The following is a 12,532-nucleotide window of genomic DNA, read 5'->3' on the forward strand; positions in this document are numbered from 1 at the left end:
ATTCACATCCAGTAGCAATTTTTCTGGCGTATAACCGGGGGAACCTGTCAACAGACAGTGGCATCTACCGTTGTGGTAACACTAGAAATGGAATGGACACTATGGCACACACACTACTTTCCTTGCGCACTTCCGTCATCGCCTGCACCGTGGCCGCGCTGGCTCTGGGTGGCTGCGCCAACATGAGCGAAACGCAAAAGGGCACGGCCACCGGCGCAGGCATTGGCGCGCTGGCGGGCGTGATCATCGGTGACAGCAAAGGTGGCGCAGCCATCGGTGCCGGGCTAGGCGCGTTGGGCGGCTACGTCTGGTCCAAGCACATGCAGGACAAAAAAGCGGCAATGGAGCAGGCCACTGCAGGCACGGGTGTGGCGGTTACCCAAACGGCCGACAACCAGCTCAAGCTGAACATCCCCAGCGACATCTCATTTGACACGGGTCGGGCCAACATCAAGCCCAACCTGCGTCCCATCCTGGACCAGTTTGCCAACGGCCTGCAAAACCAGCCCAATACCGAGGTGCGCATCATCGGCCATACCGATAGCACCGGCAGCGACGCCATCAATGAACCCCTGTCGCTTGACCGGGCCGACAGCGCCCGCGACTACCTGGCTTCCCGTGGTGTCGATGCACGTCGCATCCTGGTGGCAGGCCGGGGCTCGCGTGAACCTGTGGCCGACAACAACAGCGATGCCGGACGCGCCCGCAACCGCCGGGTAGAAATCTTCCTGGCCGAACGCGCAGTGAAATAAGGCCCGGCCCATAAAAAAAGCCCGTGGAACCTTGGGGTTCCACGGGCTTTTTGACGTCTGCGCGATCAGTGCGACTTGGTTACCAGCTCAAAGTGTTCCACCACGGGCGGGCTGGCGAAGAACGGTCCGACGATGGCGCGCCACTCGGCAAACGCCGGGCTTTCGCGGAAGCCGACGTTGTGGGCCTCGACCGAAGTCCAGAAGATCTGCAGAACGTAGCGCTCAGGGCTTTCGATCCCCTTGTTGACCTTGTAGCCCTGGCAGCCTGCATTCTTGCTGATGACGGTCTCCAGGCCCCGCGTGATGGCCTCGTCAAAAGCGGCCTGCTGGCCGGGGTGGATGCGGATGTCGGCAATTTCCAGAATCATGGTGTGTCTCGGTAGGGGTTACAAAACCTCGCTGGCAAAGTCGGCCAGGCGCGAACGCTCGCCGCGCGCCAGCATGATGTGCCCGCTGTGGGGCCAGCCCTTGAACTTGTCCACGGCAAAGGTCAGGCCGGAGGAGCCTTCGGTCAGGTAGGGGGTGTCGATCTGCTGCAGGTTGCCCATGCAGATGATCTTGGTGCCCGGGCCAGCGCGGGTGATCAGGGTCTTCATCTGCTTGGGCGTCAGATTCTGCGCCTCGTCGATGATGACGTACTTGTTCAGGAAGGTGCGGCCGCGCATGAAGTTCATGCTCTTGATCTTGATGCGTGAGCGGATCAGCTCGTTGGTGGCCGAGCGGCCCCATTCGCCTGCGCTGGTCTCGGTTTTGGCCAGCACTTCCAGGTTGTCGTCCAGCGCGCCCATCCAGGGGCCCATTTTTTCTTCTTCGGTGCCAGGCAGGAAGCCGATGTCTTCACCGACGCTGACGGTGGCCCGCGTCATGATGATTTCGGTGTAGCGGCGCTCGTCCAGCACTTGGGTCAGGCCCGCCGCCAGCGCCATCAGGGTCTTGCCGGTGCCTGCGTTGCCGGTCAGGGTGACGAAATCGACTTCGGGGTCGAGCAGCAGGTTCATCGCGAAGTTCTGTTCGCGGTTGCGGGTGGTGACGCCCCAGACGGCGTGCTTGAGGTGGTTGTAGTCCTTCAGCGTCTTGAGCACCGCGGTTTTGGCCCGGATTTCGGTGACGCGGGCGTACAGGTTGGGTTCGCCGGGCGCCTCGAAGTAGACAAACTGGTTCACCATCATCTCGGGCACGATGGGGCCGGAGATGCGGTAGAAGGTGTACAGGCCTTGCTGCCAGCTTTCCACGGTTTTGCCGTGCTTGGTCCAGAAGTCGGCGGGCAGGGCCAGCGCGCCGGAGTACAGGAATTCGCCGTCGTCCAGCGCCTTGTCACTCTGGTAGTCCTCGGCGGCCAGGCCCAGGGCCCGGGCCTTGACACGCATGTTGATGTCTTTGGACACCAGCACTACCTCGCGGCCTGGGTGCAAGGGGCGCAGCGCCTCGACCACGCCCAGAATCTGGTTGTCGGCCTTACCCTGGGGCAGGCTGATGGGCAGGGTGTAGTTGAGGGTCTGGGTCTGGAAGAACAGCTTGCCACCGGCTTCCAGGTGGCCCGTGGTGTCCAGCTTCAGGCCCAGGCCCATGTCGGCTTCCTTGGCGCCGGCCAGCGCGTCCAGCGAGCGGCTGGTCTGGCGGGCGTTGCGGGCCACTTCGGTCATGCCCTTTTTGTTGCTGTCGAGTTCTTCGAGCACGATCATCGGCAAGAAGATGTCATGCTCTTCAAACCGGTACAGGCACATCGGATCGTGCATCAGCACATTGGTGTCCAGCACAAACAGCTTGGCCGGTCCGATGCTCTTGGGTGCTTTGCGTTTGGGTACAGGCTCTTGCAGCAGGGCAGCGTTGCGGTTGCGCGCGGGGGCTTCGCTGGGCTTGTCAATGCTGGGGATCGGTTTGGGTGCTTCTGGCGCGGGCTTTTCGCGTTTGAGCTCCGCCACGGGCTCCAGGCTGCGGGCCTGCGGTTTCTCTTGCAAGGCGGATCCGTTGGCCGCAGCTTTGGGTGCCCGGCTGGTTCCCGTTCTTTTGATGGACTTGGCAACCACGTCATAGGCTTCACGGGCCAAGGTGGCAGCGCGCTTGGTGGGGGCGGGAGGCAATGGCATAGGGCGTGGGACTCGCTCGTTAAAAAAGACAGTCTGAAAACGCAAAAGCCGCCAGGCAGGCCGGGCGGCTTTTGAGGGGGAGCGCAGTTGAATTTACCAGCAGCATGTTTTCATTATGCATGAGCCCTGCTGCAGTCAAGCGCGATAACCTGGGTGAAAATCAGACCGCTTTTTTGAGGTCTTTGACGGCTTGCAGCACGTCGTCCACGTGGCCGGGTACCTTCAGGCCGCGCCACTCGTTTTTCAGGATGCCGTCGGCACCGATGAGAAAGGTACTGCGCTCGATGCCTTTGACCTTTTTGCCGTACATGATCTTGTTTTTGACCACGCCGAACATGTGGCACATTTTTTCTTCCGTGTCGGCGATGAGTTCAAACGGCAGCTCGAGCTTGGTCTTGAACTCATCGTGCGACTTCATGTTGTCGCGCGACACGCCGAATACGGTAGCGCCAGCCTTGACGAATTCCTTGTGCTTGTCGCGGAACTGCATGGCTTCGGTGGTACAACCGGGCGTGTTGTCCTTGGGGTAAAAATACAGAACCACCACCTTGCCGAGGTGGGTGGTGTTGGAAACCTTGATGCCACCGGTGGCGTTGGCTTCAAATTCAGAGATAAGTTTATTGACAACGATCGCCATAGTGCTTGGGGTCTCTTGTGACTGGGTGTGGTCGTCGAAAGGTTGAAGTGGCTGGTGCGAAAGGCCGGGGAAACGGTGCTAGCATGCTAGTGTTGTCACCGTGGCTTGACCGCTGGCTGCTTCAAACTGCAACCCTCGATTTTACTCGGAAACCGAGCGGCTCACGCACAGGCTCAGGCGGCAGTCTCCAGTAACAGGGCTGCGACCACGTGGCGACCCTCCTGGGCCAGGATGTTGTAAGTGCGGCAGGCCGCTTGCGTGTCCATGGTCTCAATGCCGATGCGCTGTCCCATCAGGGCCTTGAGCCACACCGGCTTTGGAAAACGGATCCGGCTACCACTGCCAAAAATCACCAGTTCCGGGGCCATCGCGGCCAACTGGGCAAAGTGTTCGGGGGTCAGGTCTTCGAAACGGCTGCAGTTCCACGCCAGCCGCTCGCCGCGCGAGCCCACCACTACGCTGTGCACGACCTTGTCGGTGTTGATGCCGACCCAGCCCGGTCCGTAGCCGGTAATGGATTGCACGTCGAATTTATCGGGTTGGAGCTTCATGGAACGGCTTTGCAAATGTGGTCCAATTATAGGTTTCCATTCTTATAGACAGCCTGCATGCGGCGGCTTGTACCTATGCCTGCCAGGGACACCATGAAGACCATCCAAAAATCCACCAAGCTGGCCAGTGTGTGCTACGACATCCGCGGCCCCATCATGGACGCAGCGCGCCAGATGGAGGAAGAGGGCCTGAAAATCATCAAGCTCAACATCGGCAACTTGGCGGTGTTCGGCTTCGATTCGCCCGAAGAAATCCAGCAGGACATGATCCGCAACCTGCCCAACTCGGCCGGATATTCGGACAGCAAGGGCATCTTTGGCGCGCGCAAAGCGGTCATGCATTACACGCAGCAACAAGGTGTAAAAAGCGTCACTTTAGATGACATCTATCTGGGCAACGGTGCCAGCGAGCTCATTGTCATGGCCACCAACGCCCTCTTGAACGACGGCGACGAGCTACTTTTGCCTGCGCCTGACTACCCGCTGTGGACTGCCGCGGTGAGCCTGTCGGGCGGCACGCCAGTGCATTACATCTGCGACGAAGCCAATGGCTGGATGCCCGATCTGGACGATATCCGTTCCCGCATCACGCCGCGCACCAAGGGCATTGTGGTCATCAACCCCAACAACCCCACCGGTGCGCTGTACTCCGATGCGCTGCTCAAGGGCATCGTGGCCCTGGCGCGGGAGTTTGGCCTGGTGATTTTTGCCGACGAGGTCTACGACAAGGTGCTGTACGACGGCGCCAAGCACACCGCCATGGCTTCGCTGAGCGACGACGTGCTGACCCTGACCTTCAACTCCTTGAGCAAAAGCTACCGCTCTTGCGGCTACCGCGCGGGCTGGATGGTGGTGTCGGGCGACAAGAAGCCTGCGCGCGACTACATCGAGGGCCTGAACATGCTCTCCAACATGCGGCTGTGCGCCAACGTGCCCGGCCAGTGGGCGATCCAGACGGCGCTGGGCGGCTACCAGAGCATCAACGACCTGGTGGGCGAGGGCGGCCGCCTGCGCCGCCAGCGCGACCTGGCCTACGAGCTGATCACCGCCATCCCCGGCGTGAGCTGCGTCAAGCCCACCGCGGCGCTGTACATGTTCCCCAAGCTGGACCGGACCATGTACCCGATCGAGGACGACCAGCAGTTCATCCTGGAGCTGCTGCAGGAAACCCATGTCATGCTGGTGCAGGGCACGGGCTTCAACTGGCCCACGCCAGACCATTTCCGCATCGTATTTTTGCCCCACGAAGACGACCTGCGCGAAGCCATCCACCGCGTCGCCAAATTCCTGGAACACTATCGTAAACGTAGCGCCTGACGTAGGTTAGATAAGCGCTAGAGCCATTTTTTATAGACATTGATATGAAACCCATCCAAGTAGGCATCCTCGGCATCGGCACCGTCGGCAGCGGCGTGTTCAACGTACTGCAACGCAACCAGGAAGAAATCAAGCGCCGCGCCGGGCGTGGCATTGAAGTCACCATGGTCTCGCGCCGCAATACCGCTGAAGCCCAGGCTTTGGTGGGCGACCGGGCCCAGGTGGTGGCCGACGCCCGCGCCATTGTGCAAAACCCGGCCATCGACATCGTGGTCGAGCTCATCGGCGGCACCACCCTGGCCAAGGAGCTGGTGCTGGAAGCCATTGCCCAAGGCAAGCACGTGGTCACCGCCAACAAGGCGTTGCTGGCCGTGCACGGCACCGAAATCTTCGCCGCCGCCCACGCCAAAGGCGTCATGGTGGCTTTTGAAGCTGCCGTGGCCGGGGGTATCCCCATCATCAAGGCGCTGCGCGAAGGCCTCACCGCCAACAGCATCCAGTGGGTGGCAGGCATCATCAACGGCACCACCAACTTCATCCTCAGTGAAATGCGCGACAAGGGCCTGGACTTTGGCGTGGTGCTCAAGGAAGCCCAGCGCCTGGGCTACGCCGAGGCCGATCCCACCTTCGACATCGAAGGCGTGGATGCGGCCCACAAGCTCACGCTGATGTCGGCCATTGCCTTCGGCATCCCGGTGCAGTTCGACAAGGCCTACATCGAAGGCATCACCCAGCTCGGCGCGCAAGACATCAAATACGCCGAACAGCTGGGCTACCGCATCAAATTGCTGGGCATCACCAAGCGCACCGCGAACGGCGTGGAACTGCGCGTGCACCCCAGCCTGGTCCCCGCCAAGCGCCTGATCGCCAATGTCGAAGGTGCCATGAACGCGGTGATGGTGCAAGGCGATGCCGTCGGCACCACGCTGTACTACGGCAAGGGCGCGGGTAGCGAGCCCACCGCCAGCGCGGTGATCGCCGACCTGGTGGACATTGCCCGCCTGCACACCGCCGAGCCCGCCCACCGGGTGCCGTACCTGGCCTTCCAGCACCATTCCATGAGCGACCTGCCGGTGCTGTCCATGGGCGAAGTCGTCACCAGCTACTACCTGCGCCTGCGCGTGGCCGACCAGGCTGGCGTGCTGGCCACCGTGACCGGCCTGCTGGCGGCGGCCGACATCAGCATCGATGCGGTGCTGCAGCGCGAAGCCGACGAAGTGGGCGGCGAGGGCGCCACCCAGACCGACGTGATCATCCTGACCCACGACTGCGTCGAGTCCCGCATGAACGCCGCCCTGGCGCAGATGCAGGCCCTGCCCACCGTGCTGGCCCCGATCACGCGCATTCGTAAAGAAGAGTTAGCCTGATGTAAAGCGGTCGTCCTGGCCACGGCATGGGCCGTTGAAGTCCACAAGCGCTGCGGCGCTGTGGTCCTCTCAACTGCAAGCTTCTTTAAAGGAATCCCCATGAAATCCAATCTCCGTGCCCTCGCGATCGCCCTTGGAATGTGCTTCGCCGGTGTGGGCTTTGCTGCCACCTCCGTGCCTGCTGCCACCGCTTCGGCTGCTACTGCTGCCGCTCCCGCTGCGGCTCCTGCAGCGCCTGCCGTGGTCGCTCCGGCGTCGACACCCGCTGCCAAGCCCGCGGTAGCAGCCCCCGCCGCCAAGAAGGCCACCACCGCCATGCCCACCGTGGCCGCCGCGGGTGGTGGCGACGGCAAGGTCTGGGTGAATGACAAATCCAAGACCTACCACTGCGAAGGCACCAAGTTCTACGGCAAGACCAAGACCGGCGAATACATGGCCGAAGCCGATGCCAAGGCCAAGGGCAACCACCCCGTCGGTGGCAAGGCCTGCACAAAGTAAGCCTTCCTCGGCTTCCCAAAAAACCCAGCCCGGCTGGGTTTTTTTGCGTCTGCGGCAGGGGGGTCCTGCATTGCTAAAATTTGCACACACATCTGGCGCGCAAGCACCCTGCGTTGCGGCACATTGACTGCGAGACACCCCCCATGCACTACCTCTCCACCCGTGGCGACGCCACGCCGCGCCAATTCTGCGAAATCCTGCTCGAAGGCCTGGCCCCCGATGGCGGCCTGTACCTGCCCACGCATTACCCCCAGGTGGATGCCGCCACGCTGACCCGCTGGCGCACGGTCTACCACCAGCAGGGCTACGCCGAGCTGGCGTTTGAGATCCTGTCGCTCTACATCGACGACATTCCCGCTACCGACCTGCGCGCCCTGTGCGCCAAGACCTACACCGAGGAGGTGTTTGGCACCGGCGAGATCGTGCCGCTGCGGCATCTGGAAAACGGCGTGCTGCTGGAGGGCCTGTCCAATGGCCCCACGCTGGCCTTCAAGGACATGGCCATGCAGCTGCTGGGCAACCTGTTCGAGTACGAGCTGGCCCGGCGCGGCGAAGAGCTCAACATCCTGGGCGCCACCAGCGGCGACACCGGCAGCGCGGCCGAATACGCCATGCGCGGCAAAAAAGGCGTGCGCGTATTCATGACCTCGCCGCAGGGCCGCATGAGCCCGTTCCAGCAGGCGCAGATGTTCAGCCTGATGGACGAGAACATCATTAACATCGCCATCGAAGGCGTGTTCGACGACTGCCAGGACATCGTCAAGGCAGTCTCCAACGACCTGGATTTCAAGCGCAAGTACAAGATCGGCACCGTCAACAGCATCAACTGGGCGCGCTTGCTGGCGCAAGTCGTTTATTACTTCGCCGGGTACATCCAGGCGACGCAGACCAACGACCAGAAGGTCAGCTTCGCCGTCCCCTCGGGCAACTTCGGCAACGTCTGCGCGGGCCATGTGGCGCGCATGATGGGCCTGCCCATCGCCACCCTGGTGGTGGCCACCAACGAGAACGACGTGCTCGACGAATTCTTCCGCACCGGCATTTACCGCGTGCGCGGCAGTGCCGACACGCACGAGACCTCCAGCCCGTCGATGGACATCTCCAAGGCCTCCAACTTCGAGCGCTTTGTGTTCGACCTGGTGGGCCGCGACGGCGCGCGCACCAAAGACCTGTTCAGCACCCAACTGGCGGCCCAGGGCTACTTCGACCTGAGCGCCGACCCGGCATTCCCGCAGGCCGCCAGCCGCTACGGCTTTGCCAGCGGCAAGAGCACCCACGCCGACCGCCTGGCCACCATCCGCGACACGGATGCCCGCTTTGGCATGGTCATCGACACCCATACCGCCGACGGCCTGAAGGTCGCCCGCGAGCACCTGCAGGCCGGTGTGCCCATGGTGGTGCTGGAGACGGCGCTGCCCATCAAGTTTGCTGCCACCGTCAACGAAGCCCTGGGCCGTGAGCCCGACCGGCCGCCGCAGTTCCTGGGCATCGAAGCCCTGCCCAAGCGCGTGCTGAACCTGCCTGCCGACGTGGTCCAGGTCAAAGCCCTGATCGAGAAGACCTGTGGCTAAAACAGCCATCCATGCTTATCCGATGGGCGTAAGCAGCTATCAAAAATGTAGTTTTCACCGGCTGCAGCCATGAAAGCCGTGGTCTTCGCCGGGTTCTCCGGCTCGGGCAAAACCACCCTGCTGGAGCAGCTCATCCCGCTGCTCAAACAGCAGGGCCTGCGCGTTTCGGTGGCCAAGCATGCGCACCACCGCTTCGACATCGACCAGCCCGGCAAAGACAGCTGGCGGCACCGCCAGGCGGGCGCGTTCGAGGTGGTGATTGCCTCCGACCTGCGCCTGGCCCTGGTGCGTGAATTTGAGCAGCCCGAGCGCCTGTCGGTCCACGCGTTGATCGCCGAGCTGGACCCCCGCGTGGACTGGGTGCTGGTGGAAGGCTTCAAAACTAGCGACCTGCCCAAGATCGAGGTCTGGCGCGCCGCCTCCGACCAGCCGGTGCAGTACCCCGAGGATGCCCGCATCGTCGCCATTGCCACCGACTCCCCGCTGCCCAGCCCCTCCGCGCTGCCGTTGCTGGACATCAACCATCCCGCCGCCGTGGTGGCCTGGTTGCTGCAACATGCGGAAATCTTCGAATACCAGGCCCCGCCATGACACCCCGCGCCCCTTTGATTCCCCTGGACGATGCGTTGGCCACGCTACTGGCCTACGCCGTGCCACTGGCCGCCACCGAATCGGTCAGCACCTTCGATGCCGATGGCCGCGTGCTGGCGCAGGATGCCTTGTCCCCGCTGCAAGTGCCCTCGTTCGACAACAGCGCCATGGACGGCTACGCCATGCGCTGTGCCGATGTGGCCGATGCTGCCCTTGCGGTGTCCCAGCGCATTGCCGCGGGCAGCGCCCCCGAGCCCCTGCAGCCCGGCACCGTGGCCCGCATCTTCACCGGCGCCCCCATGCCCCTGGGAGCCGACGCGGTGGTGATGCAAGAGGAATGTGCCGTGCAGCCCGACGGCACCGTGCGCGTGCTGCGCCCGCCCCAGCCCGGCCAGTGCGTGCGCCGCGCGGGCGAGGATGTGGCTAAAGATGCCGTGGTGCTATCGAAAGGTGAGCGCCTCACGCCCGCATCTATTGCGCTGGCGGCCAGTATTGGCATGGATGCCTTGACCGTGGCACGCCGCCCACGGGTGGCCTTGTTTTCCACCGGCGACGAGCTGGTGATGCCCGGCGACGTGGCCCCGCAGGACATGCGCCCGGGGGCCATCTACAACTCCAACCGCTTCTTCTTGCGCGCCCTGCTGCAGCGCATGGGCTGCGTGGTCACCGACTACGGGATCGTGCCCGACCAACGCGACGCTACGGTAGACGCGCTGCGCACCGCCAGCCAGACGCACGACCTGATCCTGACCAGCGGCGGTGTCTCCGTGGGCGAAGAAGACCACGTCAAGGCCGCCGTGCAGTCCCTGGGGCACCTGCACCTGTGGCAACTGGCCATCAAGCCCGGCAAGCCGTTTGCCTACGGCACGGTGGGGGCCAGCCACTTCATCGGCCTGCCCGGCAACCCGGTGGCCAGCTTCGTGACCTTTTTGCTGCTGGTGCGCCCCTTTGTACTGCGCCTGCAAGGCGCCACCGCCGTGGCACCGCCCGCCATGCAATTGCCCGCGCACTTCGACTGGCCCCGGGCCGACAAGCGGCGCGAGTTTTTGCGGGTGCGGCGCAACGCGGCGGGCGGGCTGGATTTGTTTGCCAACCAAAGTTCGGGCGTGCTCACCAGCGCCGCCTGGGCCGACGGCCTGGTGGACACCCAGCCCGGCCAGACCATCGCCTGGGGCGACCCGGTGCGCTTCATCCCCCTGGCGGAGCTGCAGGCATGAAGCTGACGGTGAAGTATTTCGCCTCCATCCGCGAGGCGCTGGGCACCGGCCAGGAGGCGCTGGAGACCCCTGCTGCCACCGTGCAGGCCCTGCGCGACGAGTTGGTGGCCAGGGGCGGCGCCTACGCCAGCAGCCTGGCCCCTGGCCGGTCGGTGCGGGTGGCGCTGAACCAGGTGATGGTGGATGCGCACGCCGCGCTGGTGGACGGCGCGGAAGTGGCGTTTTTCCCGCCGGTCACCGGGGGATAGATCGGCGGCTAGCCCAAATCCGCCAGCTTGGAGTTGCGCAGCCGGTTCGGGGCCAGGGCACCGGCCGAATCCAGAATCGGGTAGGCGATCGAGCAGATGTGCGAGTTGATGCGCTTGAGCTCGCTGATCAGGTCGATGTGCAGCGAGCTGGTTTCGATGCTGGACTGGGTGTTGTCGGCCAGGCGTACCAGGTGTGAGCGCGAGTAGGCGTGCTCCAGGTCGCGAAAGCGGGCTTTTTCTTCCAGCAGCTTTTTCGCGTCGTGCACATTGCCGTTCAGGAACACGCTCATCGACAGGCGCAGGTTGTCCACCAGGCGGGCGTGCAGCTCGGTGATCTCTTGCATGCCTGCGTCGGAGAAATTGCGGCCGGGCTTGATCTTTTTGTCTTCCACGTCGATCAGCACGCGCTCGATGATGTCGCCGATCTGCTCCATGTTGATGGTGAAGCTGATGATGTCGGTCCAGCGGCGGCTTTCTTCTTCCGACAGGGCTTCGCGGGAGATCTTGGTCAGGTAGTACTTGATGGCCGAGTACAGCCGGTCCACGGTGTCGTCGAGCTTGCGCAGCTCTTCGGCCAGCGCGAGGTCGCTGTTCTTGATGACCGTCATGATGCCCAGCATCATGGTCTCCACCACGTCGGCCTGGTGCAGCGCCTCGCGGGCCGCGCAGGAGATGGCCAGCGAGGGCGTGGACAGGGCGGACGGGTCCAGGTGCTGGGGCCGGGTGCGCTCGGCCGGTTGGGCCGGTGGCTTGGGTAGCAGTTTTTCCATCACTTTGGCCACCAATTGCGTCAGCCCGATGAAGGCCACGCTCATGCCCACGTTAAACGCCAGGTGGAACAGCACCACGCCCTGGGTGGCATCTGGCATGGACGGGTGCACATGGCGCAGCCACAGGCCCACGCAGGGGGCGGCGATGACCACCCCCATCAGTTTGAAGACAAAGTTGCCCACGGTGACCTGGCGCACTTCGATGGCCGACTTGGAGGTGGTCAGCACCGCCAGCGCGCCGCTGCCCAGGTTGGCGCCCAGCACCAGGCCCAGGGCCACGTCCATCTGGATGACGTGGGACGCCGCCAGCGCGGCAATCAGCAGCACCACGGCCAGGCTGGAGTAGGCCAGTATGGCCAGCAGCATGCCCAGGGTGATCTCCATCAGCACGTCGCTGCTCACGGCCGCCAGCAGGCCGCGCACCACGGGCGAGGCCAGCAGGGGCTCGGTGGCATCGACCACCAGCCGCAAGGCCAGCAGCATCAGGCCCAGGCCGATCAGCACCCGGCCAATGCGCCCGGCGGTGCCGTCTTTGGTGGACAAAAACATCACCACGCCGACAAAGATGAACAGTGGCGACAGCCAGGACAGGTCGAACGAGAACAGCACCGACATCAAACTGGTGCCGATGTCGGCCCCGCGCATGATGGCCAGCGCGGCGGGCAGGGTGATCAGGCCCTGGCCCACGAAGGACGAGGTCATCAAGGAGGTAGCGGTGCTGGACTGCACCAGGGCCGTCACGCCGATGCCGGACAACGCGGCGGTGAACCGGTTGCCCATGCTGTGCGCCAGGATTTGCCGCAGATTGGCACCAAACACGCGCAGTACGCCGGTACGGACGAGATGGGTGCCCCAGACAAGCAGCGCGATGGCCGCCAAGAGATTGAGTAAATGCTTCATAGGGTAAGCGCGAGACTATACGCTGA

General features: G+C 63.5%; 13 protein-coding genes. 8 read left to right on the top strand and 5 right to left on the bottom strand.

From position 1 onward, the window contains the following. Positions 1–101: 101 nt before the first annotated feature. The gene (locus AB3G31_RS04710) at positions 102–752 is read left to right on the top strand and encodes an OmpA family protein (RefSeq protein ID WP_367849046.1); all 651 of its coding nucleotides are present in this window, start codon (positions 102–104) and stop codon (positions 750–752) included. A gap of 65 nt (positions 753–817) precedes the next feature. On the opposite strand, the gene AB3G31_RS04715 is transcribed toward AB3G31_RS04710, so the two are convergent. The 4 genes from AB3G31_RS04715 to AB3G31_RS04730 form a co-directional block, all read right to left on the bottom strand. Next, entirely contained in the window at positions 818–1,120 is a 303-nt protein-coding gene (locus AB3G31_RS04715; protein ID WP_367849047.1) for an antibiotic biosynthesis monooxygenase, read from the bottom strand. Between the two features lie 18 nt (positions 1,121–1,138). Next, positions 1,139–2,839, bottom strand: coding sequence for a PhoH family protein (locus AB3G31_RS04720; RefSeq protein WP_367849048.1), 1,701 nt, complete (start codon positions 2,837–2,839; stop codon positions 1,139–1,141). A 160-nt stretch (positions 2,840–2,999) separates the two neighbouring features. After that, positions 3,000–3,476, bottom strand: coding sequence for a peroxiredoxin (locus tag AB3G31_RS04725; protein ID WP_295956314.1), 477 nt, complete (start codon positions 3,474–3,476; stop codon positions 3,000–3,002). Positions 3,477–3,649: 173 nt separating this feature from the next. After that, positions 3,650–4,027 carry an Mth938-like domain-containing protein gene (locus tag AB3G31_RS04730; protein WP_367849049.1) on the bottom strand — a complete coding sequence of 126 codons (378 nt, stop codon included), beginning with the start codon at positions 4,025–4,027 and terminating at the stop codon, positions 3,650–3,652. 93 nt (positions 4,028–4,120) lie between these two features. Between AB3G31_RS04730 and AB3G31_RS04735 the strand changes: the two genes are divergently transcribed. The 7 genes from AB3G31_RS04735 (at position 4,121) to moaD (ending at position 10,836) form a co-directional block, all read left to right on the top strand. After that, complete coding sequence (locus tag AB3G31_RS04735) at positions 4,121–5,344, top strand: pyridoxal phosphate-dependent aminotransferase (RefSeq protein ID WP_367849050.1); 1,224 nt, start codon at positions 4,121–4,123, stop codon at positions 5,342–5,344. Between the two features lie 44 nt (positions 5,345–5,388). Next, the gene (locus tag AB3G31_RS04740) at positions 5,389–6,711 is read left to right on the top strand and encodes a homoserine dehydrogenase (RefSeq protein WP_367849051.1); all 1,323 of its coding nucleotides are present in this window, start codon (positions 5,389–5,391) and stop codon (positions 6,709–6,711) included. 99 nt (positions 6,712–6,810) lie between these two features. Beyond that, positions 6,811–7,209: a signal protein gene (locus AB3G31_RS04745; protein WP_367849052.1), complete on the top strand. Its 399-nt coding sequence runs from the start codon at positions 6,811–6,813 to the stop codon at positions 7,207–7,209. A 143-nt stretch (positions 7,210–7,352) separates the two neighbouring features. Next, on the top strand, positions 7,353–8,780 hold the full coding sequence (gene thrC, locus AB3G31_RS04750; protein ID WP_367849053.1) for a threonine synthase: 1,428 nt from the start codon (positions 7,353–7,355) through the stop codon (positions 8,778–8,780). A gap of 69 nt (positions 8,781–8,849) precedes the next feature. Beyond that, positions 8,850–9,371, top strand: a complete 522-nt coding sequence (mobB, locus tag AB3G31_RS04755; RefSeq protein ID WP_367849054.1) for a molybdopterin-guanine dinucleotide biosynthesis protein B — start codon at positions 8,850–8,852, stop codon at positions 9,369–9,371. After that, on the top strand, positions 9,368–10,588 hold the full coding sequence (gene glp / locus AB3G31_RS04760) for a gephyrin-like molybdotransferase Glp (protein WP_367849055.1): 1,221 nt from the start codon (positions 9,368–9,370) through the stop codon (positions 10,586–10,588). The genes mobB and glp overlap by 4 nt, the downstream gene beginning before the upstream one ends. After that, complete coding sequence (gene moaD / locus AB3G31_RS04765; protein ID WP_367849056.1) at positions 10,585–10,836, top strand: molybdopterin converting factor subunit 1; 252 nt, start codon at positions 10,585–10,587, stop codon at positions 10,834–10,836. Before glp ends, moaD begins: the two co-directional genes overlap by 4 nt. A gap of 8 nt (positions 10,837–10,844) precedes the next feature. On the opposite strand, the gene AB3G31_RS04770 is transcribed toward moaD, so the two are convergent. After that, entirely contained in the window at positions 10,845–12,506 is a 1,662-nt protein-coding gene (locus tag AB3G31_RS04770; protein ID WP_367849057.1) for a Na/Pi cotransporter family protein, read from the bottom strand. Between the last annotated feature and the right edge of the window lie 26 nt (positions 12,507–12,532).

It is taken from the genome of Rhodoferax sp. WC2427 (genome assembly GCF_040822085.1).
Classification (GTDB): Bacteria; Pseudomonadota; Gammaproteobacteria; order Burkholderiales; family Burkholderiaceae_C; genus Rhodoferax_B.

Excerpts from the sequence above, each read along its gene's own strand:
- moaD (WP_367849056.1), top strand. The coding sequence starts at position 10,585 with ATGAAGCTGACGGTGAAGTATTTCGCCTCCATCCGCGAGGCGCTGGGC.
- AB3G31_RS04730 (WP_367849049.1), bottom strand. The coding sequence starts at position 4,027 with ATGAAGCTCCAACCCGATAAATTCGACGTGCAATCCATTACCGGCTAC.
- AB3G31_RS04710 (WP_367849046.1), top strand. The coding sequence starts at position 102 with ATGGCACACACACTACTTTCCTTGCGCACTTCCGTCATCGCCTGCACC.
- AB3G31_RS04735 (WP_367849050.1), top strand. The coding sequence starts at position 4,121 with ATGAAGACCATCCAAAAATCCACCAAGCTGGCCAGTGTGTGCTACGAC.
- thrC (WP_367849053.1), top strand. The coding sequence starts at position 7,353 with ATGCACTACCTCTCCACCCGTGGCGACGCCACGCCGCGCCAATTCTGC.
- AB3G31_RS04720 (WP_367849048.1), bottom strand. The coding sequence starts at position 2,839 with ATGCCATTGCCTCCCGCCCCCACCAAGCGCGCTGCCACCTTGGCCCGT.
- AB3G31_RS04725 (WP_295956314.1), bottom strand. The coding sequence starts at position 3,476 with ATGGCGATCGTTGTCAATAAACTTATCTCTGAATTTGAAGCCAACGCC.
- AB3G31_RS04770 (WP_367849057.1), bottom strand. The coding sequence starts at position 12,506 with ATGAAGCATTTACTCAATCTCTTGGCGGCCATCGCGCTGCTTGTCTGG.
- AB3G31_RS04745 (WP_367849052.1), top strand. The coding sequence starts at position 6,811 with ATGAAATCCAATCTCCGTGCCCTCGCGATCGCCCTTGGAATGTGCTTC.
- mobB (WP_367849054.1), top strand. The coding sequence starts at position 8,850 with ATGAAAGCCGTGGTCTTCGCCGGGTTCTCCGGCTCGGGCAAAACCACC.
- AB3G31_RS04740 (WP_367849051.1), top strand. The coding sequence starts at position 5,389 with ATGAAACCCATCCAAGTAGGCATCCTCGGCATCGGCACCGTCGGCAGC.
- glp (WP_367849055.1), top strand. The coding sequence starts at position 9,368 with ATGACACCCCGCGCCCCTTTGATTCCCCTGGACGATGCGTTGGCCACG.
- AB3G31_RS04715 (WP_367849047.1), bottom strand. The coding sequence starts at position 1,120 with ATGATTCTGGAAATTGCCGACATCCGCATCCACCCCGGCCAGCAGGCC.